We start from the raw sequence: 25,542 nt of genomic DNA, 5'->3' as shown, positions 1-25,542 counted from the left end.
GCCCGGGCCTTCGTCGTCTAATGACTCAGCGCAGGAGCCTAGTCGGTGCCGGAATCAAAGGCAGCCAGCTCGTTCACGCGGTCGGTGGCCAGCTCGTCGCTGTCCGCCGGGGTGGCGTCCACGATGGCGTCGGCTCCGCCGGCCTCCAGCGAGCCCACGAGCTTGGCGGTGGTGCCGCCGACCAGGCCCATGGCTGCGTACTGTTCCAGGCGGCCGCGGGAATCGGCGATGTCCAGGTTGCGCATGGTCAGCTGGCCGATGCGGTCCACCGGACCGAAGGCGGCGTCGCCCACGCGCTCCATGGACAGCTTGTCCGGGTGGTAGCTCAGGTTCTCGCCGGTGGTGTCGACGATGGTGTAGTCGTCGCCGCGGCGCAGACGGATGGTGACGGTGCCGGTGATGGCCGAGCCGACCCAGCGCTGCAGCGACTCGCGCAGCATCAGGGCCTGCGGGTCAAGCCAGCGGCCTTCGTACATCAGGCGGCCCAGGCGGCGGCCTTCGTTGTGGTAGCTGGCCACGGTGTCTTCGTTGTGGATCGCGTTGACCAGGCGCTCGTAGGCGATGAACAGCAGCGCCATGCCCGGAGCCTCGTAGATGCCGCGGGACTTGGCTTCGATGATGCGGTTCTCGATCTGGTCGCTCATGCCTAGGCCGTGGCGTCCGCCGATGATGTTCGCCTCGTTGACCAGGGCGACCGGGTCGACGAATTCCTTGCCGTTGATGGCGACCGGGCGGCCGGCGGAGAAGGTCACGGAAACATCTTCCGAAGCGATCTCGACGCTTTCGTCCCAGTACTTGACGCCCATGATCGGCTCGACGTTCTCGATCGAGCTGTTCAGCAGCTCCAGGGTCTTCGCCTCGTGGGTGGCGCCCCAGATGTTGGCATCGGTGGAGTAGGCCTTCTCGGCCGAGTCGCGGTACGGGAAGCCGTGGGCGACCATCCACTCGCTCATCTCCTGGCGGCCGCCCAGTTCGGCGACGAACTGCGGGTCGAGCCACGGCTTGTAGATGCGCAGCTTCGGGTTGGCCATCAGGCCGTAGCGGTAGAAGCGCTCGATGTCGTTGCCCTTGTAGGTCGAACCATCGCCCCAGACGTCCACGCCGTCCTCGCGCATGGCGCGCACCAGCAGGGTGCCGGTGACCACGCGGCCCAGCGGGGTCGTGTTGAAGTACGACTTTCCGCCCGAGCGGATGTGGAACGCGCCGCAGGCGAGGGCCGCGAAGCCCTCCTCGACCAGACCCGGCTTGCAGTCGACCAGGCGCGAGGCTTCGGCGCCGTACTCCAGGGCGCGGCCCGGAACTGCGTCGATGTCCGGCTCGTCGTACTGGCCGAGATCGCCGGTGTAGGTGTACGGGATGGCGCCGTTGTGGCGCATCCAGGCGACGGCAACGGAGGTGTCGAGGCCACCGGAGAACGCGATACCGACGCGCTCGCCTACGGGGAGATTGGTAAGAACTTTAGACATGTTTCCATCCTAATGGATAAATATGCATTGTAGTGAATTGAGACTGAATGCCGCGCGCGGGAACCTACCAGATAGCCTATGGGTATAAGCCGCTGCAGTGAAGCGGAACACAACTATGAAGTGAAGAGGTGTCCATGGAATTCCGCCAACTTGGCCGCAGTGGCCTGAGCGTTTCGGTCGTCGGTCTGGGCTGCAACAACCTGGGGCGCTCCGGCACCGCCACCGAGTCCCAGCAGGGGACCGATGCGGTCGTCCATGCCGCGCTGGAGGCCGGCATTACGCTGTTCGACGTGGCCGACACCTACGGCCGCGAGCCGGGCCTGTCCGAAATCCGGCTTGGTGCTGCGCTGGGCGGCGCCCGCGAGGACATCATCCTCGCCACCAAGTTCGGCATGGACATGCGCGGGGTCAACGGTCCGGACTTCTCGGCGCGAGGGTCGCGCCGCTATGTCGTCAAAGCCGTCGAGGCCTCGCTGAAGCGCCTGGGCACCGACTACATTGACCTGCTCCAGTTCCATACCCCGGATCCGAACACCCCGATCGAGGAAACCCTGCGGGCGTTGGACGACCTGGTGGCCGGCGGCAAGGTCCGCTACATCGGGCACTCCAACCGTTCCGGATGGCAGATCGCGCAGGCCGAGTACGTCGCCCGGGAATTGGGGACCGAACGTTTCATCTCCGCGCAGAACCACTACAACATGATCGACCGCCGTGCGGAACTGGAAGTGCTTCCGGCCGCAAGGGAATTCGGGCTCGGCGTGCTGCCCTACTTCCCGCTGGCCAACGGGCTGCTCACCGGCAAGTACTCCAAGGGCCATGCACCCGAGGGCAGCCGCTTGACGCATTCGCGGCAGCACCTGGTGGAATCCAGCAACTTCGAGCAGCTGCAGAAGTTCGCTGACTTCGCCGCCGCGCGCGGGCTCACCGAGATCCAGCTCGCCTTCTCCTGGCTGGCCGCGCAGCAGCCGGTCGCCTCGGTCATCGCCGGAGCCACCCGTCCCGAGCAGATCGCGGCCAACGCGCAGGCTGTCAGCTGGGTCCCGACGCCGGCCGAGCGCGCGGAGCTGGACGAGATCTTCCCGGCCCCGGAGCCGATTGCCCCGTTCTAGACGGCGCTTAACGCGGCATGCGGCGCAAACCCCGTAGCGGGGGTTGCGCCGCATGGTGCCTCAAGCCGCAGGCAGCGTAGTCCTAGGCGTCGGCGGTGACGTAGACGACGATGTTCTTGTCCTTGATCTCCGCGGCGTAGCGCGGCAGGGCCGCCTTGGCCGGGCCGGCCACCACGGTGCCGTCTTCCGGTTTGAACTTCGACCCGTGGCAGGCGCAGTAGAAGTTCTCGTCCTGCGACTTCGGCGTCAGCGCGCAGCCCTGGTGGGTGCACTTGTTCGAGTAGGCCAGCACGGTCTTTTCATCCGGGCGGAACACCATGACCGCGGTCGCGGTGCCGTCGGGGTACTGGGCCGGCGCCGAGGCGCGCGAGCCGACCGGCAGATCCGAGACAGGCATCAGCACCTGGCCTTCACCGCTCGGCTCCGGGATGGATTTGGCCTCCGGGGTTTCAACGGCTGATTCTCCGTTGCCGCAGGCGGTCAGCAGGGCTGCCGAACCAATGGCGGCAGAGGCGCACATGAACGTGCGGCGGGCTGGTTTGGCAAAGTCAGTCATGGGCTACATTATCCCAGATCAATCTGTGCCACCGTGGAGATCAAAACGGCGATCCTTGCCTTTGGCGCGCTTTGCCGGGCTATGCTTCAAGAACCGGGGAAGGAGGCGCCGTCATGCGCATCACAAAGATTTTTTGGTCGGTAGCTGTTCTTGCGGTGCTGTCCGGATTGATCTTCATCATCGTCCAGCCTGAAGACTCGCCTTGTGCCGGACTTGGAGCTTGGGTCTACTGGGGATGCATTGGACTATTCGCCATCGCGCTCATGGTGCGCATATTTTCCAAGGCGTTTCATCGGGCCCATGACGCGTTCGGTCCTGTGGCTTCGGCAGGGCAAACTTACCAGAGCCTCATGACGGGCTCGGCGGATCAGGGCGCGTCCACGGCTTTTACCGACAGCAGTCTTTCTGCGATGACGCCGCTGACCGAACTGCCGGTGGAACAGCGCAAACCATCGGATTCATGACGCCGGCCTGGCGGCGGTGAACCACCGCGGTTGAATTTTCGAGCGGCACCAGCACGATGCAGGTGCCGCTCTAAGGTTCTCGGGCCACCCTGTGCGGAGCCCGAGAACCGCTGCCGACTAGTTGTTGAACTTCTTGCCGTTGACGCGTTCGGAGGCGCCAACCTGATCGAGGTACGGGGTGATGCCGCCCAGGTGCATCGGCCACCCCGCGCCGGTGATCATGCACAGATCCACGTCCGCGGCCTGCGCCACCACGCCCTCGGAGAGCAGCAGGCCGATCTCCTGGGCCAGCGCGTCCTGGACGCGGGTGAGGATCTGCTGCCCGGTCGACGGGGCGCTGCCCTGCGTGATGACCTGCGCGGCGGCCGGGTTCAGCACCTGGCTGCCGTGCTCGTCGGTGACCCACAGTGAGGTGACTTTCGCGTCGATCAGCTTCTGCAGGTTCTGCGACACCGCGAAGCGGTCGCCGAAGGCAGCGTGCAGCGATTCGGTGACATGCTGCGCCACCGGCAGGCCGACCATCGATAGCAAGGTGAACGGGGTCATCGGCAAGCCCATTCCGGACAGGGCGTTGTCAGCGGTCGCGGCGTCGGTGCCTTCGTCGAAGGCTGCCTGGACCTCGCTGAGCAGGCGCAGCAGCACGCGGTTGACCACGAAGGCCGCCGCATCCTGGGTGAGTACGGTGGTCTTCTTCAGCTCCTTGCCCAGCACGAACGCGGTGGACAGCGCGCTGTCGCTGGTCCACTCGGTGGCGGCGATCTCCAGCAGCGGCATGAGGGCGACCGGGTTGAAGAAGTGGAAGCCCACCAGGCGTTCGGGATGCAACAGGTCCCGGCCCATCTCGGTGACCGAGAGCGAGGAGGTGTTGGTGGCCATCACGCACTCGGGGGAGACCACGGCCTCGACCTCGGCGAAGACCTGCTTCTTCACGGCCAGCTCTTCGAAGACTGCCTCGATGACGAAGTCCGCGTCGGCGAACGCCTCCTTGGAGACCGATCCGGAGACCAGCGCCTTGGCGCGGTTGACCGCGTCCTGGCTCATCCGGCCCTTGGCGTGCAGCTTGTCGATCTCGCCGTGGATGTAGCCCAGGCCCTTGTCGATGCGCGACTGGTCCAGGTCGGTGATGACCACCGGCACGTTCAGCCGGCGCACGAACAGCAGCGCCAGCTGGCTGGCCATCAGGCCGGCCCCGACGATGCCGACCTTGGTCACCGGGCGCGCCAGCTTGGGATCTGGTGCGCCGGCCGGGCGCTTGCCGCGCTTCTGCACCAGGTCGAAGAAGGCGTAGACGGTGTTCTGGAACTGCGCGCTGCCCATCAGCTCGGTCAGCGCCTGGATTTCCAGCTGCGCCGATTCGGGCTGGGTCAGGGTCATTCCGCGGCGGAAGACCTCCAGCACCTTGGACGGCGCCGGGGCCGCGCCGTGCAGCTTCGCGTCGACGAATGCCTGCGCGGCGTCGGCGGCTTCCAGCCAGCGGCGGGCCACCTCGGGATCGCGCGGGTCCACCGCGTTGGGGCGCTGCACCTCGATCCCTCCGCTGAGCACGCCGTCGACGAACGCGACCGAATGCTCGATGAAGTCCGCCGGCTCGAACAGGGCGTCGGCCACACCCATCTTGTAGGCGGCCGGGCCGGAGAGCGTCTTGTTGTTGCTCAGCGGGTTCTCGATCATGACCTTCAGCGCGTTCTCCGGCCCCACCAGTCGCGGCAGGCGGTAGACGCCGGCCCAGCCCGGGATCAGCCCGAGGAACGCCTCGGGCAGGCCCAGCGCGCCGGCGGCGGTGCTGACGGTGCGGTAGGTGCAGGCCAGCGCGATCTCCATGCCGCCGCCCAGGGCCAGGCCGTTGACGAAGGCGAAGGTCGGCACGCCCAGGTCGGCGAGCAGGTCGTAGGCGTGGTGCCCCAGGGCGGCCATGGCGCTGCCTTGTCCCGGCGAGGAAAGCCGGGTGACCGCGGACAAGTCCGCGCCGGCGATCAGGAAGTGCGGCTTGCCGGTGATGGCCAGCGCGTGGATCTCCCCGGCCTTGGCGCGCTCGGCCTGGGTTTCCAGCGCGGCGCGCAGCTCGATCAGCCCGTTGGGGCCCAGCGTGGTCGGCTTGCGGTGGTCCAGCCCGTTGTCCAGGGTCAGCAGGGCCAGCACCTTGCCGCTGGGCAGGGCGACGTCGGAGACCAGCGAGTGGGTTACGGTTTCATCGTGCATGAGCTCGGCGATGGCCGAGAAGTCCTGCGAAGTTGTGGCGGTCATGGTTCTGCTCCTTTAAGCCTTGCTGCCGAAGTCGGGGTGGTTCGGGTTCTCCCAGATCACTGTGCCGCCCATGCCCAGGCCGATGCACATGGTCGTGATCCCGTAGCGCACCGAGTGGTCCTCGGCGAACTGGCGGGCCAGCTGGGTCATCAGCCGCACGCCGGAGGAGGCCAGCGGGTGGCCGACGGCGATGGCGCCGCCGTAGCGGTTCACCCGTGGGTCGTCCTGGTCGATGCCGTAGTAGTCCAGGAAGGAGAGCACCTGCACGGCGAAGGCCTCGTTGATCTCGAACAGCCCGATGTCCTCGATGCCCAGGCCAGCCTTGGCCAGCGCCTTCTCGGTGGCCGGGACCGGGCCGTAGCCCATCACGTCCGGGGCGACGCCGGCGAAGGCGAAGGAGACCAGGCGCATCTTCGGGGTCAGTCCCAGCTCGCGCACGGCCTGGCCGCTGGCCAGCAGCGCGGCGGTGGCGCCGTCGTTCAGGCCTGCCGCGTTGCCGGCGGTGACCCGGCCGTGGGCGCGGAAGGGGGTGCGCAGCCCGCTCAGCGATTCCATGGTGGTTCCCGGGCGCGGCGGCTCGTCCACGCTGTGCACTGCCCAGCCTTCGCCCGGCCGCTTGGCGGCCACGGACACCAGATCCGGCTGGATCTGCCGATTCTCATAGGCGGCGGCGAGCTTGGCCTGCGAGGCCACGGCGTAGCGGTCGGCGCGTTCCCTGGTGATCGCGGGGAAGCGGTCGTGCAGGTTCTCGGCGGTGTTGCCCATGTTCAGCGCCTGCGGGTCCACGATGCGCTCGGACACGAACCGCGGGTTCGGGTCGGCTCCGGCGCCCATCGGGTGGTTGCCCATGTGCTCGACGCCGCCGGCGATGACCAGGTCATAGGCGCCGAGGCTGATGCCGCCGGCGGTGGAGGTCACCGCGGTCATCGCGCCGGCGCACATGCGGTCGATCGCGTAGCCGGGCACCGACTGCGGGATGCCGGAGAGCAGCGCCACGGTGCGCCCGATGGTCAGGCCCTGGTCGCCGGTCTGCGTGGTGGCGGCCAGCGCGACCTCGTCGATCTTCTCCGCCGGCACCTGCGGGTTGCGCTCCAGCAGGCCGCGCACGGCCTTCACTGCCAGGTCGTCGGCGCGGGTGCCGTGGTAGATGCCCTTCTCGCCGGCGCGGCCGAACGGGGTGCGGACCCCGTCGACGAAGACGACATCGCGGTCTGCGAGCATTCTGTGCACGTTCTCGTGCTCGGTCGTGGTGTTGGCACTCACCGGCGGGCTCCTTGCGGGGTAGCTTCTGCCTGCCGGAGGGGATCCGGCAGTGGCCACCGTCACAGTGACCTGCACCATACGTTACTCATGAGTAACTTTTAGCGCAAGTGGCGTTCCCGCTCAGTGGGCCCCGCTGGGGGGGGGGCGGAAGGCACGCAAAAGCCGCATGCGGCACCCGCGCCGACGGCTCGGCGGCAGGTGCTGCATGCGGCAGCGGGTCCGGTGGTTGGCCAGCAGGCCGGGTGGGGCTAGGCCTTCAGTGCGGCGGCCAGCTTGTCGGCCAGCAGCTCGCGCTGCCACGGGCGGGCGCCCATGGCGCCCAGGGATTCGTCGACCGATCCCTCGGAAATGACCGCCGGGGGAGTCCAGCACAGCTCGCGCAGGTACTTGGGGGTCAGCAGGTTCTCGGCGGGGATGTCCCATGCCTCGCTGACCTCGGTCATCACCAGCTTGGCGCTGGCGAGCCGGTCGGCCGCCTTCGGATTTTTCTCGGTCCAGGCGCGCGGGTTGGGCAGCCCTGCCTTGTCCGTGCGCAGCTCGGGCAGGTCGCGGGTGCTGCGCCCGCGCTGCACCGCATCCAGCCAGCGCGGGGCGTCGCGCTTGACGCTGCGCCCGTGGAAACCGGGGATCTGCAGCAGCGCCGGCACCGAGTTGGCGCGGTGTTCGATCGCGGCCATGATGGCCCGGTCGGGCAGCAGTCTGCCCGGGGCGACGTCGCGGCTCTTGGCCAGCGATTCGCGCGAGAGCCACAGCTCGCGGGCCACGGCCAGGTTCCGCTTGCTCTTGATCTTGTGGATGCCCGAGAGCTTGCGCCACGGTTCGGCCACCTCGGTGGGCTGCGGCGGGATCAGCTCGAAGTCGAACTCCTGGCGCGCGAACTCCAGCTTGCCCTGCTCCTCGAGCACCCCGGTGATCTCCTGGCGCAGTTCTTCGAGCACCTCGACGTCCAGCGCCGCGTAGGTCAGCCAGGACTCGGGCAGCGGGCGGGTGGACCAGTCCACGGCCGAGTGCTCCTTGGCCAGCTGCAGGCCCAGCAGCTCGGCGACCATGGTGCCCAGCGAAACGCGCGGGAAGCCGGCCAGCCGGCCGGCCAGTTCGGTGTCGAACAGCGAGGTTGGCGCCATGCCCAGCTCGTTCAGGCAGGGCAGGTCCTGGGTGGCGGCGTGCAGGATCCAGGGCAGCTCGTTGGCGAATTCCACCAGCGGCGCCAGGTTGTCCAGGGTTTCCGGGTCGATCAGCCAGGTGCCGGCGCCCTCGCGGCGGATCTGCACCAGGAACGCGCGCTGGCCGTAGCGGAAGCCGCTGGCGCGTTCGGTGTCCACCGCCAGGTCCCCGGTGCCCTCGCGCAGGGCGCGCACTGCCCGGCGCAGCGCGGGCGGGGTATTGATGACCTCGGGGACGCCGTCGCGCGGCGCGGTGAGCGGGATCAGCGGCGGCGCAGGGGGCTGCGATTCGTCGGAAGCGGGTAATGGTGCGGTCGGCTGGGAATTGCTCATGGTTATTCCATTCTAAGACCGCGGCGGGAAGTTCGTGCCTAGCTCAGGCGGCGGCGCGGCAGCTGCTGCACGCCTTCGGGCAGCGGGGGCAGTCCCGCGAAGGTGCACACCATGTCCGCCCAGGCGCTCAGGTGCACCCCCAGGTCCTCGGACTCCGGGGACCACGAGGCACGCAGCTCGATGTCGATGTGGTCCTGCTCCCCGGCCATGTTGCCGAAGGATTCGGAGATGACGCGCGTGGCGGTGCCGCCGGCCGAATGGTAGGCCGCGCCGCGTTCGCACAAGGCGTCCTCCAGCCAGCTCCACGCGACCGAGGCGAGCATGGAGTCCTGCCCCATGTCGTTTTCGAGCCGTGCGCGGATGTAGGTGACGATGCGGAACTTCCCGTTCCACAACTGCTGCCCGGCCGGGTCGTAGAGCAGGATGAAGCGCCCGGTGGCCAGCTGCTCGGCCGGCTGCAGGAACGGGGTCCGGCCCATTTCCTTGCCGAGGCGGCCGTGGCTGGGGCCGGCGTGCTCCAGCACGTCGCCGCTCAGGGCCAGGGCGAAGGGCGCGAGGCGTCCGGGGGCCGGGATCTCGGTGAACTGAAGCTCCTTGCGCACCGTGGCGCGGGACAACTCGTCCAAGGCCTTGGCGAAGGCCGACGAGACGGCGGCGGCAGTGCGTTCATTGGTCACAGTCAGAGTCTAAAACGCGCCGCACCGCTGGTGCGGTACGGCGCGCCGGGCGGCCTGGGGCCAACTGGGGGTTCGCGGCTAGGCGGCGGCGAACTGGCCCATCAGCTGCCCGAGCTTCGCGGTGAAGGCGTCAACGTCGGCCTCGGTGGTGTCGAAGGAGCACATCCAGCGCACCTGGCCGGCGGCGCGGTCCCAGTCGTAGAAGCGGAAGTGCTGGCGCAGCTCGTCGCTGACCTCGGTGGGCAGCTGCGCGAACACGCCGTTGGCCTGGGTCGGGTAGACCAGGTCCACGCCGTCGATGCGCTGCACCGCGGCGGCCAGCTTCGCGGCCATCGCGTTCGAATGCCCGGCCAGCTCGCGCCACAGCCCGGTGCCGTAGAGCTCGATCAGCTGCGCGGAGATGAAACGCATCTTGCTGCCCAGCTGCATGTTCATCTTGCGCAGGTACTTCATGTCCGCGGCCAGCTCGCTGCGCAGGGTCAGGATGCCCTCGCCCAGCAGCATGCCGTTTTTGGTGCCGCCCAGGGAGACGATGTCCACCCCGGCGTCGGTGGTCAGTTCGCGCAGCTCGACGCCCAGCGAGGCGGCGGCGTTGGACAGCCGCGAGCCGTCCAGATGCACCTTCATGCCCAGCTGGTGCGCGTGCGCGGTGATGGCCTTGATCTCGTCGGGGGTGTACAGGGTGCCCAGCTCGGTGGCCTGGGTGATCGACACGGCCAGCGGCTGCGCGCGATGCTCGTCGCCCCAGCCCCAGGCTTGCTGGTCGATCAGCTCCGGGGTCAGCTTGCCGTCCTCGGTGTCCACCTGCAGCAGCTTGAAGCCGCCCACGCGTTCCGGGGCGCCGTTCTCGTCCACGTTGATGTGCGCGCTGGAGGCGCAGATGACAGCACCCCAGCGCGGCAGCAGCGACTGCAGCGCCGTCACGTTGGCGCCGGTGCCGTTGAACACCGGGAAGATCGCTGCCTGCTCGCCGAACAGCCGCCGGGCCAGGACATCGAGCTGTTCGGTGTACTGGTCCTCGCCGTAGGAGATCTGGTGCCCGCCGTTGGCACGTTCGATGGCCGCCAGGATCCGCGGGTGCACCCCGGAGTAGTTGTCCGAGGCGAATCCGCGCAGTGCCGTGTCGTGGCTGAAGGTCATGGTGGGGGAGGTCCTTTGCATGTCGGGGCCGGCCGGTGGGCCGGGAAAACTGTGGATGCGGCGGACGGCGGGGTGCGCCGGGCCGCGTGCCGGCTAGGCCTTGGGCGCCGCCGCGGGCCGGTCCTTCGCGCCGGCCTTGGGCAGCGCGACGCGGGTGCCGTTGAGCTTCGCGGCCTCGGGCCGCAACGCGTCCACCGCGGCCTTGGCCAGGAACTCGACCGGGGTGTGCCCCTCGGGCGCCTGGTCCGCCGGCTTGTCGCTGAGCGCCTTGACCACCCAGCTGAAGGCCGAGGCCTGCGGCGCCTGCTTGCTGAACAGCCGTGCCACGGCGTTGACCCAGTGCTCCGCGGCGGCCTTGACGGCGCCGTAGTTCGCGTTGGACGGGGTCGGGTTGACCACCGATTCGGAGCTGACGATCGCCAGCCGCCCGGCCTCGGAGGCCACCAGGTCCTCGACGAACACGCGGCTGGTATTGCGCAGCGTGGTCATGACGGACTCGTGCAGGAAGTCCCAGTCCTCGTCGCTCTGCCCGGCGATCGACTTGCCGCCGCGCCAGCCGCCGACCAGGTGCAGCAGCACGTCGATCGGGCCGTGCTGGTTGTGGATGGTGTCGCGCAGGTGCTCGACCGCCGGGTGGTAGGCAAGATCGCACTGGTAGCGCAGCACGCCGCGCGGCATGCGCTCCACCAGCCGATCCGCATCGCTGCCGATGGCCAGCACCTTGGCTCCCGCCTCCATCAGCGCTTTCGCGCAGGCGATGCCGGATGCCGAGGTGGCCCCGGCGATGAGAACCACCGGGGCCTTGCGGCCTTGCTGCTTCTGGTCCAATGTTTGTTCGCTCACGTACCTAGCCTAAATCAAGCGGGCCTGAAAAGGGCCGACTAGATGCGGTCAGCGCCGGTCATGCCGCGAGTGGACTCGATGACCGCGGTCATCTTCTTGGACAGCGCCTCGTAGAACATGGACAGCGGGAACTCGTCGTCCATCACCTGGTCGGTGATCTCGCGCAGCGGCGCGTTCAGCGGCAGCGCCTGAGGGCCCTTGGCCCAGACCGAGGCCGGGTGCGGGGTGACGGTGGCGGACACCAGCTCGTAGGCGGCAAGCCAGTGGGCCAGCTTCGGGCGGTCGATGGACTTCCAGTACAGCTCGTCGATCGAGTCGCCCAGCGCGGCGACCACCGCGGGCACCTCGGCCCAGTCGATGCGCAGCTTGGTGTCGGTCCAGTGCAGCACGTGGTGCTGGTGCATCCAGGCGAACAGCAGCTGGCCGCCCAGGCCGTCGTAGTTGCGCACGCGCGAACCGGTAATCGCGAAGCGGAAGATCCGGTCGAAGATCACCGCGTATTGCACCAGCTTGGCCATCTTCGCGGTCTTGTCGTCCGCCTTCGGATCGGCGGCGATCTTCATGCATTCGCGGAACGCGGTCAAGTCGCAGCGCAGCTCCTCGAGCGAGTACAAGAAGAATGGCATGCGCTGCTTGATCATGAACGGGTCGAAGGGCAGGTCCCCGCGCATGTGGGTGCGGTCGTGGATCAGGTCCCACATGATGAACGCCTCTTCGGCCAGCTGCTGGTCTTCGAGCAGCGCCGCGGCGTCGTCCGGCAGTTCGAGGTTGGTGATCTGCGCGGCGGCCTTGAGCACCTTGCGGAAGCGCGCGGCCTCGCGGTCCTGGAAGATCGCGCCCCAGGTGAACGACGGGGTCTCGCGGATCGCGACCGACTCCGGGAAGAGCACCGCGGAGTTGGTGTCGTAGCCGGCGGTGAAGTCGATGAAGCGCAGCGGCACGAACAGCTTGTTCGAGTACTCGCCGGCCTCGAGCTGCGAAATGAACTCGGGCCAGATCACCTGGACCAGCACCGCTTCGAGGTGGCGGTTGGTGGATCCGTTCTGGGTGTACATCGGGAAGAGCACCAGGTGCATCAGCCCGTCCACGCGCTGGGTCTGCGGCTGGAATTCCATAAGCGAATCGAGGAAGTCCGGCACGCCGAAGCCCTGCTCGGCCCAGCGCCTCAGGTCTGCGACGAGCTTGTCCAGGTAGTCGGCCTCGTGCGCGAAGAAGCCGCGCAGAGTCTGGATGGAGTCGACGATCGTGTCGACCAGCTCGCCGGCGCGGACGCGCTGCTCGGGCTCGGCCACGGAGCCGTCCTTGAGCTGCAGACCCTGGAATTCAGTGGCGGCGGCCTTGAGTCCAAGCCATGCGTCGGACTCGGCGATGCGGCGGGCGTCGGAGGGGCTGGTTGGCCGTGGTTCTGCGGAAATCTGGGTCATTGAGATACACCTTCTTCTTCGGTAGGGCAGCGTTCAGTTGCTTAACTAGAACGCTACGCCCATCGAAAGGAAAAGTAATCCTGACTCCTCGGTGAATAAGCAATGCTTATTCTTGGGGTGACTTGCGTCGCTTCACGCTGAGCACTGTTTAGCCCTGCGTTTCGCGCAGCTTCAAGCTCAGCGAATTCATGCAGTACCGCAGGTCGGTCGGGGTTCCGAAGCCCTCGCCCTCGAACACGTGGCCCATGTGCGAATCACAGTTGGCGCAGCGCACCTCCACGCGCTTCATCCCCATCGACTCGTCGGTGATGTAGCGGACGCGGTCTTCGGCCAGCGGTGCGAAGAACGAGGGCCAGCCGCAGCCGGCGTCGAACTTGGTGGTGCTGGCGAACAGTTCGGAGCCGCAGGCACGGCAGGAATACACGCCCTCGGTCGTCGTGTCCCAGTATTCGCCGGTGAACGGGCGTTCGGTGCCGGCCTGTCGCAGGACGTGGAATTCTTCGGGGGAGAGAACCTGGCGCCAATCGATCTCGGCGGGGTTCCGGTCTTCGGTGTTCTGGTTTTCGTTCATACTTAGGAAACTACCTCCGGGGCGTGATGATTCCCAACACGCCATCTGCAAAGATGAAAACATGGCTCGGAAAATCGTCGACAAGCTCGAACCACGCAAGACAGTTCCCGCGACCCTGATCGGTGCGGGGCTGGGCATCGCGGCCGGTTCGCTGGTGGCCGCCAGCGTGTCCGCGTTGGCCGGATACTTCGCCCGGCGGGTGGTCACCCCGGAGGAGCGGCGCGCCTCGAACGCGGTCATCCGCGAAATCACCACCGACGCTCAGGGCAGGCTGTGGATGCATCTGGCCCGCGACGCGGAAACCGCCGAGCCTGGCGGCTGCACCTTCCTGTCCGAATTCGACGCCTGCGCGGTGCGGCTGTCGGCACCGCAGGATGTCGCAGGCAAGCCGCGGATCGTGGCCCGGCAGATCGAGCAGATTTACCGAGGCAGCCTGGACGGGGTCAAACGCGGCTACCTCTCCGGGGCGATGTACGAGCACCCCTCGGACCTGGGCTTCGAGGCCGAAGACGTGGCAGTCAGCCTCGACGTGGGCGACGGGCCAGCCTGGCTGGTGCCCGGGACCAGCAACAAGGACGTCTGGGTGATCGGGGTGCATGGCCGCGGCGCGCGCCGCACCGAATCGATCCGCGCGCTGCCGGCCCTGGCCCAGGCCGGGGTGAGCACCCTCTTGATGAGCTACCGCAACGACGGGCTGGCGCCGACCGCCCCCGACGGGCGCTACGGGCTGGGCGACACCGAATGGCTGGATGTCGAAGCCGCGGTCCACTTCGCGACCTCGCGCGGCGCCCGGCAGGTTATCCTGCTGGGCTGGTCCATGGGCGGGGCGATCAGCCTGCAGATGGCCGACCGCTCGGACCTGGCCGACCGGGTGGATTCGCTGATGCTGGTGGGGCCGGTGATCAACTGGGTCGACGTGCTCTCCCACCAGGCGCGGGCGAACAAGATCCCGCAGTCGGTCGGGCGGTTCGGCCAGTGGCTGCTGTCCAACGAGGCCGGGCGCTGGATCACCGGGCAGGCCGCACCGGTGAACCTGAAGCGGCTGAACTGGGTGGACCGCGCCGACGAGCTGTCCCACCCGATCCTGCTCATGCACAGCAGGGACGACCAGTTCGTGCCCAACGGGCCGAGCCTGAAGCTGGCGGCGCTGCGCCCGGACCTGGTCAGCCTGAAGACCTTCACCCTTGCCGGCCACACCAGGGAGCCGAACGTGGATCCACAGGGGTTCGCGCAAACGGTCAGCGACTTCCTCGCCGCGCGCATTGACGCGAATACGAAGAGGTAGCCGACCGCCGCGGCTGATCACCTAGCTGGCGGCGATCGGCGCCCAGATGGCTCCGGTGGCTCGCGCGGCATCGCGCGGAGCGATCTCCAGGCTGAAGCCGCGGCGCCCGCCGGAGATGAACACCGTGTCGAATTCCAGGGCGCTCTGATCGATCACGGTGCTCGAGTGCTGGCGCTGCCCGAAGGGCGAGATTCCGCCCAGCACGTAGCCGCTGCGCCGCTGGGCGGCGGCCTTGTCGGCCATCTGCACCTTCTTGGTGCCCAGCGCCGCGCCGACCGCCTTCAAATCCAGCATGCTGTCCACCGGCACCACCGCGACGGCCAGGTCCTGGGCCGCGGTGGCGCCGGCGGCGACCATGAGCGTCTTGAACACCCGGGCGCCGGGCACCCCCAGCTGCTCGGCCGCCTCGCCGCCGTAGCTCTCCGCCGCGTCGCTGTGCGTGTAGCTGTGCGCCACATAGCTGATCCCGGCGGCATCCAGGGCCGCGGTGGCCGGGGTGGAGGCCGCATGTTTCTTCTTGCCCACGGGCGTTTGAACCTTCCTTCGCGGTGTGGCGCGCGCCGCGCCTAGGCGGCGAGCTGTTCTGCGATCTGGCGCTTGATGCGGCCCAGCATGGCGGTCATGCCGCGCATGCGCAGCGGCGAGAGCGCGCGGGTCAGGCCCAGCTGCTGCGGCATGTCGTCGGGCACCGCCAGGATCGCGGCGGCGTCCTTTCCGTCCAGCCCGGCGGCCAGCACCGAGGCGAACCCGCGGGTGGTCGGCGCTTCCGGCGGAGCGGAGAAGAACAGGCTCACCGGATGCGCGTCCGCGTCGGACACCTCCACCACCAGGAACAGCGGCGACTGGCATTCGACGACCTGCTCGAACAGCTCCGGGTGCTCGGCCAGGCGCGCGGGCAGCTCGGGCAGCTCGCGGGAGTATTCCAGCAGCAGCTCCAGGCGGTCGGCCTCGGGCACCTCGGTGAACTCCTCGATGATTTCGGTCAGTTCTGCGGGAATCGTGCTCATGCGCGCACCCCGCGCTTCGCTGGAACCTCGCCCTGCTCGGCGCCGCGGACGATCGGCACGCCCACGGCGTTGCCCCACTCGGTCCACGAGCCGTCGTAGTTGCGCACGGACTCGAAGCCCAAAAGGTGCTTGAGCACGAACCAGGTGTGGCTGGAGCGTTCGCCGATGCGGCAGTAGGCCACCACGTCGTCGCCTGGCTTCAGCCCGGCCTCGTCCAGGTAGATCGCTTCGAGCTCTTCGCGGGAGCGGAAGGTTCCGTCCTCGGCGGCGGCGCGGGCCCACGGCACCGAGGCGGCGCTCGGGATGTGGCCGCCGCGCAGCGCGCCCTCTTCCGGGTAGTTCGGCATGTGGGTGCGCTCACCGGTGTACTCCTCGGCGGAGCGCACGTCGATCAGCGGGTTGCCCAGGTGCTCCAGCACCTGCGGCAGGAAGGCGCGGATGGCCTCGTCCGAACGCTCGATCACCGGGTACTGCGACGGCGCGACCGCCGGCTTCTGCGTGCTCAGCTCGCGGCCCTCGGCGATCCACTTGTCGCGTCCGCCATCCATCAGGCGCACGTCCTCGTGTCCGAACAGGGTGAAGACCCACAGCGCGTAGGCCGCCCACCAGTTCGACTTGTCGCCGTAGATCACCACGGTGCTCTCGCGGCTGATGCCCTTGGCCTGCATCAGCGCGGCGAAACCCTCGCCGTCGACGTAGTCGCGGGTGACCTCGTCGTTCAGCTCGGTATGCCAGTCGATTTTCAGCGCGCCCGGAACATGCCCGGTGGAGTACAGCAGGATGTCCTCGTCGGACTCCAGCACCACCAGGTTCTCGGCGCCCAGGTTGTCCGCGACCCACTGCGTGGAGACCAGCCGTTCCGGATGGGCATACGCTGCATACTTCTCGTTGGACTCAACGGGCAAAGGCATTTTCTATCACGTTCCTTGACGGTATCGGGGCGGCGGGAGGCCCCCGCCGATCGCTTGCTCTGCTCCTAGCCTAGTGCTCCGAGCGCAATGGCACCGTGCGGGGTGCGGCATTTCACCGTTTATCCGGGTCATTCAAGGTAAACTGGCCGATGGGCTGCGCACGGAGCGCCCGCACATCACCGCATTCAACCGAAGGATCCACGAAGCCCATGGCGACGATCACCCACCTGAGCGAAACCATCCCGCAGCTGTCGATCGACGAGCTGCTCGCCGGATTCCATCCGTCATACCGCTTCGGTGAGGTGTCCTTCAATACCTACCGCCCGGACCCCAACCAGCCTTCGCAGACCGAGGCCGTCCACAAGCTCACCTCCTTCGCCGAGTCGGTAGGCAAGTCCTCCTCGGGGTCCTTCTTCGGCAAGCTGTTCGGCAAGAAGAAGGAGAGCAAGAACGGCATCTACCTCGATGGCGGCTTCGGCGTGGGCAAGACCCACCTGCTCGCCTCCTTGTGGCACGCGGCCCCGGGGCGCAAGGCCTTCGGCACTTTCGTCGAATACACCAACCTGGTCGGCGCGCTGTCCTTCCGCCAGACCGTCGACGTGCTCAGCCAGTACTCGCTGGTCTGCATCGACGAATTCGAGCTGGACGATCCGGGGGACACCGTGCTGATGTCCCGACTGATGCGCGAGCTGTCCGATGCCGGCGTGAAGCTGGCCGCGACCTCCAACACCCTGCCCGGCGCGCTGGGCGAGGGCCGCTTCGCCGCCGTGGACTTCCAGCGCGAAATCAAGACCCTTTCCGAGCAGTTCGACGTGCACCGCGTCGAGGGCGAGGACTTCCGCCACCGCGGCCTGCCCGAGGCGCCGCAGCCGCTGGACGATGCCGACATCGAAGCCTTCGCCGCACAGCGCTACCCGGACAAGACGCTGGCCGTGGACAACTTCGCCGACCTCGTCGCCCACCTGTCAAAGGTCCACCCCTCGCGCTACCGCCAGCTGCTCTCGGAAACCGACGCGCTGGTGCTGCACAACGTCGACACCATCACCGACCAGGCCATCGCCCTGCGCTTCGTGGTGCTCGCCGACCGCCTCTACGACAAGGATGTGCCGATCGTTGCCTCGGGCAAGCCGTTCAGCGAGCTGTTCACCCCGGAAATGATGGCCGGCGGATACCAGAAGAAGTACTTCCGCGCCGTCTCCCGCCTGACCGCGCTGGCCCGCGAAGGCCAGATCGGCGAGTCGGCGCTCTAAGCCGCGCCATCCACTTCCAGATCATCGCCGGGCAGCGACCTGCTCGGCGATGATGTGCGTTAACAGCCCGATTACCAGCGCCCAGAAGGCCCCGCCGATACCGAACAGCGTCACATTCGCCGCGGCGACGAGCATCGTGGCCAAGGCGCTGAGCTGCCAGCGCGGTTCCTTCATGGCCCCGAGCATTGCGTTCGCCAGGGTCGCCAGCAGGGCCAGTCCCGCGGCGGCTTCGAACAGCCCGGCGGGGGAGAGCGTTGCCAGGGAGGCGACCAGCGCCGACCCCAGCGCGAACAGCAGGTAGAACACCCCGGAGGAGGCCGAGGCCTTCCATCGCTGCCCGGGATCCTTGCCGCCGGCCTCGCCCGCCGACAGGGCTGCGGAAATCGCTGCCAGGTTGATCGCATGGCCGCCGAAGAATGCGCCCGCCGCGCTGCCGAAGCCGGTGGACAGCATGCTCGAACGCCATGGGGTGGCAAACCCGAAGGATGACATCACGGCAACACCCGGGATGTTTTGCGAAGCCATGGTCACGATGAACAGCGGCAGGCTGATGCTCGCCACCGCCTGCCACGAAAATTCCGGAGCCACGAATTCAAGCGTCGGCAACACCTGGATTTGCGACCAGGCCTGCGAACGGCCGATCGAGAAGAGGCCGTAGCCCACGGCGCTGAGCATGCTCAAGGCCACCGCGTAGCGCGGCAGGAAACGCAGCCCCGCCAGGAACACCGCCAGGATCAGCACCGCCGCCACCGGGATGCTGCCCAACGCAGTGAACGGCTTCAGACACAGCGGAATCAGCACCCCAGCCAGCATTCCCTGCGCGATAGGCACCGGGATCGAGGTCAGCAGCCGGTGCAGCGCCGGGACGAGCCCGGTGAGCATGATCAGCACTCCGCTGACGATGAATGCGCCGACGGATTCGGCGAAAGTGAAACTGCCCGGAGCCAGGCTTGCCAGCAGGGCCGCCCCCGGTGTGGACCACGCAATCGTCAATGGCAGGCGGTGCTTCAGGGACAATACCAGGGAAGCAGCGCCTACCAGGAAGGTCAGCGCGAGCAGGCCGGAGGAAGCCTGCGCGGGACTCGCGCCCGCCTGCAGCAACCCCGTGATGACGACGGCAAAGGACGAAGTGAAACCGACCATGGTGGTGATGAATCCCGCGATGATCGGGACTTTGAACGACTCACGCGAGGGTGCGGTATTGGAAGGCATATGCTATTTCTAGCCCGTCTGCGGGAAACAGGGTAAATAGGACCGCAACAATGACGTGGGATTAAACAGGCAGGGTACCGCCGCGCAAGCGGCAGTACCCTGAATAGTCTCGGCAATAGTGGGCTAGAAATATGTCGTCACAAGCGTTGCATGCTGGGTGAAGCCGAAGACCACAATGATTTGGCGGTGTTTATGACTTTGGCCCACGACTTTTCCGTAATGAATATGAAGTCGATGGCAACCAGGGTGAGCGAGAACCAGGGAAGTCCCATGGCAACAGCAATGCCAAGGTGGAATGCGAGAATTCCGATCAGGGCGACCACCCGGGTTGGATGGGTCAGCAGCATCATCGGGAATAGCATCTGCAGGATCACGGAACCAAGCGTCGCAACGGCGACCATCCAGCCTGCGCTCGTGATCAGGGTTGAGAGTTCCGGCCAGGTGCCGAACTGAACCGTTTGCAATGGGGCGTAGACGGCGGTGCCGTCTTGCCACGGGGTACCTCCAGCCTTATAGAGGGCCCCGGATGCGTAGACGAAGCAAACCTGCGCGGTCAATGCAACCAGTACCAAGTTGTGGAACAGGTTTGAGTATGCTGGCGCACTTGCAAAAAGAGTGCGCCCTTTCCACAACTGCCATAGAACTGGACCAGTATAAGTTCCAGCTAGTTTCGTTCGTCGACGAGAGTCGAGGGACCACACCTGGGTGGCGTCGGCGAAGAGGAGGAAGAACAGTGCGATGCGATACATATTGTCGCCTTGGTCTCCGAGCTGGTCTTGCGACTCGATGAAGCTGACCCACAAGACGAAGTAGACAGGCAAGACGAGCTTGAATCGCCACCCCAGCGTCACCAGCACAGCCAGAATGAACAAGACGATGTACATCAGCGTATACAGTCCAGCGTTCGGCATGACGGTACGGAACATGCTGAAGATCCACATCGAGGGGAATTCGCTGCCGGGGGCTGCCCATTCCCCGTTCCACATCGAGCCGGGTCCCATGCCGTAGAGCCGCGTTGACCAGTTGCTAAGTAAGATGCCGATTCCGACGATTCCGAAAGCAATGCGTGTAACCGCTAGACCGTGAATGGCCTTCTTCGAATCAAGAAGCCAGTTTTCACCGTAGGCCAGCAGTCGCCCGGCGGTGTTTTGGAAAAGTGTCAACCCCTTTTTGGCAACAAGGAACGCGAAACGAACAGCACGGGGGATAAAATCAACTATTTTCATGGCTGCAGATTCTCGTAGAGGCGCATAAAGGTGTTGGCAAAGTCTTCCTCGGATTGCCCGGTGGAGGATTGAAGCCCACGCCACCCTGTCGGTGTTAGCTGAACTGGTGGACGAACAGCATCGGGGTTATTGCGTTCTGCAAATGGGATAACGTTTTGCCGTTCCATTTGAAACTGAACGCGCAAGACATTGTCTCCCCACATAGCTTTGGCGACTTGCGTCGAATAACGTACCGAACGGAACTCGCTGTTGATGTAGTCAATGATGGCTGGCTCATTGTCCGAAAGTTCATATAAGGATTCGGTAACCCTTACATGCCAATTCTCGCCTTCGAAGAAGTTCAGGTTCACGAGGTCTTGTTGCTCAGGAGTGAGATTCGCATAACTTGCTCTATATGCAGAAGCCAAGTCTATGCTTTGGTTTCCGGCCCTTGCAGGGAAAACCTTTCGTGAGATGAGTTGGGATTCGACGTCTGTTACGTTTACCCATTCCGTCATACGCTCTTCGCCGCCTTCGAGAACGACCGCGCGCACTAGCATCCGATTGTCGCCATTGATGGGTTCCGGTGCGAATACGCTCCACGACTGACCAAACATCGGCAGCATATATTCCGACAAGGCGTTGCCAGGCACGACCTTGCGTAATTCTGATGGTGGGGAGATCCAAAGAAACGACGCGAATACATGCCATGCGGTGAACAATACTGCCGTCACAGTCACGAGGCGAAGTACTAGTTTGGAACGTTTCCGAGGTTCTTGATCGACGGTTGGGGCTGAGTTCTCGGCTTCACCCGGGAAATTGTCTTTCATGAGATCGCCCGCGGTCTGTTGACTCATTGAGCCGACTCCTAAATAAATGCAGGGATTGCCTTAGCGGTCCAGCCATGAATGACCAGACCGCTAAGACAGTGCTGACTTAATAGTCAACGGGTGGTTTTACTCGCGATTCCTATGCGCGGCGACGGCGGGAAACTACGAGTGCGATGATTCCTCCGGCAATCAATGCGACGCCTGCGACAGCGGCCAACAGAACTTCAGTCGTCAGACCGGTATCTGCTAGTGCATCGCTATCAGACTGCGAATCATTGCTTCCGTTGTCAGCGGCTTTCGAATCACCTGTTGCTTCTGCTTCGGCATCAGCGCTGGCATCTGCTTCGGCATCAGTGTTGGCTTCAGCTTCTGCGTTGGCTCCGGCTGCCGACGAGGCGTTGGCATCCGCTTCTGCTTCTGCGTTAGCTTCTGCTTCTGCGTTGGCGTTGGACTTGTCGTCTGCGTTGGTATCCGCTTCGGCTTCTGCGTTGGCTCCGGCGGTCGCCGAGGCGTTGGCATCGGCTTCGGCTGCTGCGTTAGCTTCTGCTGCTGCGTTGGGGTTGGACTTGTCGTCTGCGTTAGCTTCTGCTGCTGCGTTGGCTCCGGCGGTCGCCGAGGCGTTGGCATCGGCTTCTGCTTCTGCGTTAGCTTCTGCTGCTGCGTTGGCGTTGGCGTCCTTGGTGGCGTCTGCTGCTGCGTTGGCCGAGGCGTTGGAGGATGCGTCGGCGGTGGCTGCGGCCTGGGAGGCTGCGGCGGCGTTGGTGTCCTTCGCGGCCGAGGCGTTGGCTGCGGTGTTGCTGTCTGCGTCCGAGTTCGCGGCGGCGGTTGCTGCTGCGCTGGCTGCGGCGTTGGCTTCGGTGGTGGCGTCGGTGGACGCGTCCTTGGAAGCTTCGGCGGTGGCGGCGGCCTGGGCTGCGGCGTTGGCCGTGGCGTCGGCGGCTGCGCTGGCGTTGCTGGTGGCATCGCTGAGTGCGGCGGCTTGGGCTGCGACCTGGGCTGCTGCGTTGGATTTGCTGTCGGCGTTGACGCTGGCTCCGGCGGACGCCGAGGCGTTGGCGTTGGCGTCCTTGGTGGCGTCTGCTGCTGCGTTGGCCGAGGCGTTGGAGGATGCGTCGGCGGTGGCTGCGGCCTGGGAGGCTGCGGCGGCGTTGGCGTCCTTCGCGGCCGAGGCGTTGGCTGCGGTGTTGCTGTCTGCGTCCGAGTTCGCGGCGGCGGTTGCTGCTGCGCTGGCTGCGGCGTTGGCTTCGGTGGTGGCGTCGGTGGACGCGTCCTTGGAAGCTTCGGCGGTGGCGGCGGCCTGGGCTGCGGCGTTGGCCGTGGCGTCGGCGGCTGCGCTGGCGTTGCTGGTGGCATCGCTGAGTGCGGCGGCTTGGGCTGCGACCTGGGCTGCTGCGTTGGATTTGCTGTCGGCGTTGACGCTGGCTCCGGCGGACGCCGAGGCGTTGGCGTTGGCGTCCTTGGCGTCTGCTGCTGCGTTAGCTTCTGCTGCTGCGTTGGCTCCGGCGGTCGCCGAGGCGTTGGCGTTGGCGTCCTTGGTGGCGTCTGCTGCTGCGTTGGCCGAGGCGTTGGAGGATGCGTCGGCGGTGGCTGCGGCCTGGGAGGCTGCGGCGGCGTTGGCGTCCTTCGCGGCCGAGGCGTTGGCTGCGGTGTTGCTGTCTGCGTCCGAGTTCGCGGCGGCGGTTGCTGCTGCGCTGGCTGCGGCGTTGGCTTCGGTGGTGGCGTCGGTGGACGCGTCCTTGGAAGCTTCGGCGGTGGCGGCGGCCTGGGCTGCGGCGTTGGCCGTGGCGTCGGCGGCTGCGCTGGCGTTGCTGGTGGCATCGCTGAGTGCGGCGGCTTGGGCTGCGACCTGGGCTGCTGCGTTGGATTTGCTGTCGGCGTTGACGCTGGCTCCGGCGGACGCCGAGGCGTTGGCGTTGGCGTCCTTGGTGGCGTCTGCTGCTGCGTTAGCTTCTGCTGCTGCGTTGGCTCCGGCGGTCGCCGAGGCGTTGGCGTTGGCGTCCTTGGTGGCGTCTGCTGCTGCGTTGGCCGAGGCGTTGGAGGATGCGTCGGCGGTGGCTGCGGCCTGGGAGGCTGCGGCGGCGTTGGCGTCCTTCGCGGCCGAGGCGTTGGCTGCGGTGTTGCTGTCTGCGTCCGAGTTCGCGGCGGCGGTTGCTGCTGCGCTGGCTGCGGCGTTGGCTTCGGTGGTGGCGTCGGTGGACGCGTCCTTGGAAGCTTCGGCGGTGGCGGCGGCCTGGGCTGCGGCGTTGGCCGTGGCGTCGGCGGCTGCGCTGGCGTTGCTGGTGGCATCGCTGAGTGCGGCGGCTTGGGCTGCGACCTGGGCTGCTGCGTTGGATTTGCTGTCGGCGTTGACGCTGGCTCCGGCGGACGCCGAGGCGTTTCCATTCCATGTCGGATCGGCGGCAAACGAGTCTGAAGCAACTGGGTTGTCAGCTGCCCAAAGTGTAGCTGTGTATATTTCGTACTTGTCCAGCTCATTGGGAACGGTGAATGTACAGGACGCAATATCCTCGACACCACTAATTCCGAGGCATTCGTGGACTGTTTTACCTGCCGAATTGGTCCATACGATCTTGTTCTGCAACGCAGTCAGATCACCGCTGAGCGCGAGTTTCGCAGTACTTCCTGGGCTCGCGATGTTGGTAGACATGTCGTAATTGACGATGTTGAGCTTCGCGTTGCTGTAGTCGATGACAGCGTGGTTCCGGTTGAAAATGTTGTACGAGGCAAGGTTGATCGCGGGAGCAGCTTGCGGGGTCCATAAAGTATTCGAGTTGTACTTGGTGAATACCGGATATACGGACGAACTATAGCTGGAGAGGATTTCGCCCTCAGGAGACTCGATCCAGTGTACATATGCTCATAGTCGAAGAAGCCTTCGCCAATTCGAGCAGTGTAATCGCCGTTTGCGTCGGTCTTGGCTTGGACGGTCTTGGCAATATAGTGCGGGTTTTTTTCCAACATGTCCTTGCTGGCTGCCGCTTGCTCCGTCTCGGGAAGTTTCAGAATCTTCTCGTTGGCCGCTGCACCTTCTCGCGTCAACATGGAGACGTACACGTTATAGCCAGCGGCAGGCACATCGCCCAAGACCGTGTTGAGGTTCGGTCCGGACGCTGAGTTGCTTCGGTCGCCGGCACCGGTTTCCAACCAAACAGTCCCTGAGACCGAGTATTTCTCTTCGAGAGTGGTCGCTGGATACTTTAGCGGTCCGTTTTCATCAACGGTGATCTGCCCTGCCCGCATGTGCTCTTGAGGCGTTTCGTACAGGTAGATTCCGGTCCGCTGAACATTCGTTCACTGGACGGTTACTGCGCCCAGACTGCCATCCCGAGTACCCGTATCTACGAATCGTCCGGGGAAGAAACCATCGGCAATCCGGAGCATGGTGAGCTCACCACCGGTGTCGGGATTCTTAAGAGGCTCGACCCATAGCTTGTATTCCTGTTTTCTGGATGCTGTGAAATAGTGATGCTTCCCAGTTGAATCGGTCCAGCTGGGGAATTTGAACGCATAGGTTCCCGGTCCGCCTTGCTCACCCGTAACTGTGTCATGCGTTGCAGCAGAGTAAATCGGAGAAATAGATCCGTCGGAATCCTTCCACTGCGCATAGACCTTGGTACCGCTTGGCACAGCTTCGAGGCCGTTCTGAGTGGTACTCGGCGAGCCTGTGGTGCTGAGCCAAGCGTGACCGGAAATTGTGTACTTTCCAGTCTTTACGCTTTGCAGGTCGCCAGACGTCTTGATTTCGCCGGAAGCGATTCCATCCGCGGGGATTACTTCCGGCTTTACAGCCGAAGTGCTTACCTCCGTGCTCAGTGCGGATGCGGTGACGGCTGGCGCTAGCGGTGATGCATGAACTGGGGTGGTACCCAGAATCGTGGCCACGGCAATCGCCGCTCCGATTGAAACATTTTTGCTAATTGATTTGCGAGCTTTGGGAGCGACAGCTGCCCTTGAAGCTTTTTGATCCTCGAAGGTCATTATCTTCCTGAGAATAAGGGGACGGCAGGATGACGTTTCCTGCCGCTGGCCGTGATCAACGAATCCAAGATTCGATTTTCGGACACGCCTAGCAATTCTACTGATCTAAATGAACCAAAGGTAAACTCCGGGTTTCACAGGGGATTTTTTTACAGTTCCCATTGTGTAAATTTGTTTACAAACGGCCATCCGTGATCGATATTTGAACTCGTGCGGGTCTGGTGTGTGATGCCATTCACGTTATTGGTCGCTTGTCGCGAAATCTGATGCTCCTGTCGGGCGGGCGTAATAATCAGGAGCTATGGCCCGTTTTGGAGGAATTTGGGCCTTTTGTGGTCTGGATGCGGAAAGCCGGGTGCATCTTTACCTTACTAGCTCGGCGCCTAATACATCATAGATTGATTGTGGCAAAGGGTGCCCGAACCCGTGGGTTTGTCCGGCTCCTGCCTGACTCGTCTAGAGCGGATGGGGGAGGGAGGCGGTCAAAAATCGACGTCGTATGCATATTCTTGTGCACACGTATTTGAGCTTCTATTCATAGTGGCGCTCGGGTTGAGACCCGCCGCTTTGTGTATTCATCTGGCTTCACTGTTTGTGGGATGGATTAAATA

At 65.4% G+C, this 25,542-nt stretch carries 22 protein-coding genes; 4 read left to right on the top strand and 18 right to left on the bottom strand.

Annotation, left to right across the window (positions count from 1 at the left end; genetic code table 11):
• Nucleotides 1-38 precede the first annotated feature (38 nt).
• Entirely contained in the window at nucleotides 39-1,466 is a 1,428-nt protein-coding gene (gene argG, locus JQN66_RS10465) for an argininosuccinate synthase (protein ID WP_188946743.1), read from the bottom strand.
• Between the two features lie 134 nt (nucleotides 1,467-1,600).
• Between argG and JQN66_RS10460 the strand changes: the two genes are divergently transcribed.
• Complete coding sequence (locus JQN66_RS10460) at nucleotides 1,601-2,575, top strand: aldo/keto reductase (protein WP_204674813.1); 975 nt, start codon at nucleotides 1,601-1,603, stop codon at nucleotides 2,573-2,575.
• 82 nt (nucleotides 2,576-2,657) lie between these two features.
• Here the strand turns inward: JQN66_RS10460 and JQN66_RS10455 are convergent, their stop codons facing one another.
• Nucleotides 2,658-3,131, bottom strand: coding sequence for a Rieske (2Fe-2S) protein (locus tag JQN66_RS10455; RefSeq protein WP_204674811.1), 474 nt, complete (start codon nucleotides 3,129-3,131; stop codon nucleotides 2,658-2,660).
• A 113-nt stretch (nucleotides 3,132-3,244) separates the two neighbouring features.
• On the opposite strand from JQN66_RS10455, the gene JQN66_RS10450 reads away from it, so the two are divergent.
• Nucleotides 3,245-3,595, top strand: coding sequence for a hypothetical protein (locus tag JQN66_RS10450; protein ID WP_204674809.1), 351 nt, complete (start codon nucleotides 3,245-3,247; stop codon nucleotides 3,593-3,595).
• Nucleotides 3,596-3,712: 117 nt separating this feature from the next.
• Here the strand turns inward: JQN66_RS10450 and JQN66_RS10445 are convergent, their stop codons facing one another.
• From JQN66_RS10445 to msrB, 8 genes are all read right to left on the bottom strand, one after another.
• A complete protein-coding gene (locus JQN66_RS10445; protein ID WP_204674806.1) occupies nucleotides 3,713-5,839 on the bottom strand; it encodes a 3-hydroxyacyl-CoA dehydrogenase NAD-binding domain-containing protein in 2,127 nt (708 codons plus the stop codon).
• 12 nt (nucleotides 5,840-5,851) lie between these two features.
• Nucleotides 5,852-7,060 (bottom strand): thiolase family protein, encoded by a 1,209-nt coding sequence (locus JQN66_RS10440; RefSeq protein ID WP_204677554.1) that lies wholly within the window; start codon nucleotides 7,058-7,060, stop codon nucleotides 5,852-5,854.
• A 290-nt stretch (nucleotides 7,061-7,350) separates the two neighbouring features.
• Entirely contained in the window at nucleotides 7,351-8,598 is a 1,248-nt protein-coding gene (locus JQN66_RS10435; RefSeq protein ID WP_204674804.1) for an HRDC domain-containing protein, read from the bottom strand.
• A 38-nt stretch (nucleotides 8,599-8,636) separates the two neighbouring features.
• On the bottom strand, nucleotides 8,637-9,275 hold the full coding sequence (locus tag JQN66_RS10430; protein ID WP_204674802.1) for a DUF3000 domain-containing protein: 639 nt from the start codon (nucleotides 9,273-9,275) through the stop codon (nucleotides 8,637-8,639).
• 78 nt (nucleotides 9,276-9,353) lie between these two features.
• On the bottom strand, nucleotides 9,354-10,415 hold the full coding sequence (locus tag JQN66_RS10425; RefSeq protein ID WP_204674800.1) for a threonine aldolase family protein: 1,062 nt from the start codon (nucleotides 10,413-10,415) through the stop codon (nucleotides 9,354-9,356).
• A gap of 93 nt (nucleotides 10,416-10,508) precedes the next feature.
• Nucleotides 10,509-11,258: an SDR family NAD(P)-dependent oxidoreductase gene (locus tag JQN66_RS10420; RefSeq protein ID WP_239463981.1), complete on the bottom strand. Its 750-nt coding sequence runs from the start codon at nucleotides 11,256-11,258 to the stop codon at nucleotides 10,509-10,511.
• Nucleotides 11,259-11,296: 38 nt separating this feature from the next.
• Complete coding sequence (locus JQN66_RS10415) at nucleotides 11,297-12,682, bottom strand: DUF6421 family protein (protein WP_204674798.1); 1,386 nt, start codon at nucleotides 12,680-12,682, stop codon at nucleotides 11,297-11,299.
• A gap of 148 nt (nucleotides 12,683-12,830) precedes the next feature.
• Entirely contained in the window at nucleotides 12,831-13,253 is a 423-nt protein-coding gene (gene msrB, locus JQN66_RS10410; protein ID WP_047119417.1) for a peptide-methionine (R)-S-oxide reductase MsrB, read from the bottom strand.
• Between the two features lie 61 nt (nucleotides 13,254-13,314).
• On the opposite strand from msrB, the gene JQN66_RS10405 reads away from it, so the two are divergent.
• Nucleotides 13,315-14,538 (top strand): alpha/beta hydrolase family protein, encoded by a 1,224-nt coding sequence (locus JQN66_RS10405; RefSeq protein ID WP_204674796.1) that lies wholly within the window; start codon nucleotides 13,315-13,317, stop codon nucleotides 14,536-14,538.
• A 21-nt stretch (nucleotides 14,539-14,559) separates the two neighbouring features.
• Here JQN66_RS10405 and ybaK read toward each other — a convergent pair whose 3' ends face one another.
• From ybaK to JQN66_RS10390, 3 genes are read right to left on the bottom strand one after another with little or no spacing between them, the layout of a single operon-like run.
• The gene (gene ybaK / locus JQN66_RS10400; protein WP_204674794.1) at nucleotides 14,560-15,063 is read right to left on the bottom strand and encodes a Cys-tRNA(Pro) deacylase; all 504 of its coding nucleotides are present in this window, start codon (nucleotides 15,061-15,063) and stop codon (nucleotides 14,560-14,562) included.
• Nucleotides 15,064-15,104: 41 nt separating this feature from the next.
• Nucleotides 15,105-15,545 (bottom strand): SufE family protein, encoded by a 441-nt coding sequence (locus JQN66_RS10395; protein WP_188946755.1) that lies wholly within the window; start codon nucleotides 15,543-15,545, stop codon nucleotides 15,105-15,107.
• The gene (locus tag JQN66_RS10390; protein WP_204674792.1) at nucleotides 15,542-16,456 is read right to left on the bottom strand and encodes a sulfurtransferase; all 915 of its coding nucleotides are present in this window, start codon (nucleotides 16,454-16,456) and stop codon (nucleotides 15,542-15,544) included. Before JQN66_RS10390 ends, JQN66_RS10395 begins: the two co-directional genes overlap by 4 nt.
• Nucleotides 16,457-16,665: 209 nt before the next feature.
• On the opposite strand from JQN66_RS10390, the gene zapE reads away from it, so the two are divergent.
• A complete protein-coding gene (gene zapE / locus JQN66_RS10385; protein WP_188946757.1) occupies nucleotides 16,666-17,706 on the top strand; it encodes a cell division protein ZapE in 1,041 nt (346 codons plus the stop codon).
• 21 nt (nucleotides 17,707-17,727) lie between these two features.
• Here zapE and JQN66_RS10380 read toward each other — a convergent pair whose 3' ends face one another.
• The 5 genes from JQN66_RS10380 to JQN66_RS10360 form a co-directional block, all read right to left on the bottom strand.
• Entirely contained in the window at nucleotides 17,728-18,918 is a 1,191-nt protein-coding gene (locus tag JQN66_RS10380; RefSeq protein ID WP_204674790.1) for a benzoate/H(+) symporter BenE family transporter, read from the bottom strand.
• A 137-nt stretch (nucleotides 18,919-19,055) separates the two neighbouring features.
• Complete coding sequence (locus JQN66_RS10375) at nucleotides 19,056-20,144, bottom strand: HTTM domain-containing protein (protein ID WP_204674788.1); 1,089 nt, start codon at nucleotides 20,142-20,144, stop codon at nucleotides 19,056-19,058.
• A complete protein-coding gene (locus tag JQN66_RS10370) occupies nucleotides 20,141-20,980 on the bottom strand; it encodes a DUF5819 family protein (protein ID WP_239463980.1) in 840 nt (279 codons plus the stop codon). The genes JQN66_RS10375 and JQN66_RS10370 overlap by 4 nt, the downstream gene beginning before the upstream one ends.
• A 112-nt stretch (nucleotides 20,981-21,092) precedes the next feature.
• Nucleotides 21,093-23,600, bottom strand: a complete 2,508-nt coding sequence (locus tag JQN66_RS10365) for a hypothetical protein (RefSeq protein WP_204674786.1) — start codon at nucleotides 23,598-23,600, stop codon at nucleotides 21,093-21,095.
• Nucleotides 23,601-24,244: 644 nt separating this feature from the next.
• Nucleotides 24,245-24,931: a hypothetical protein gene (locus JQN66_RS10360; protein ID WP_204674784.1), complete on the bottom strand. Its 687-nt coding sequence runs from the start codon at nucleotides 24,929-24,931 to the stop codon at nucleotides 24,245-24,247.
• Nucleotides 24,932-25,542: the final 611 nt, after the last annotated feature.

The organism is Glutamicibacter protophormiae (assembly GCF_016894325.1).
Classification (GTDB): Bacteria; Actinomycetota; Actinomycetes; order Actinomycetales; family Micrococcaceae; genus Glutamicibacter; species Glutamicibacter protophormiae.
This window is presented reverse-complemented; position numbering and strand designations above follow the sequence as displayed.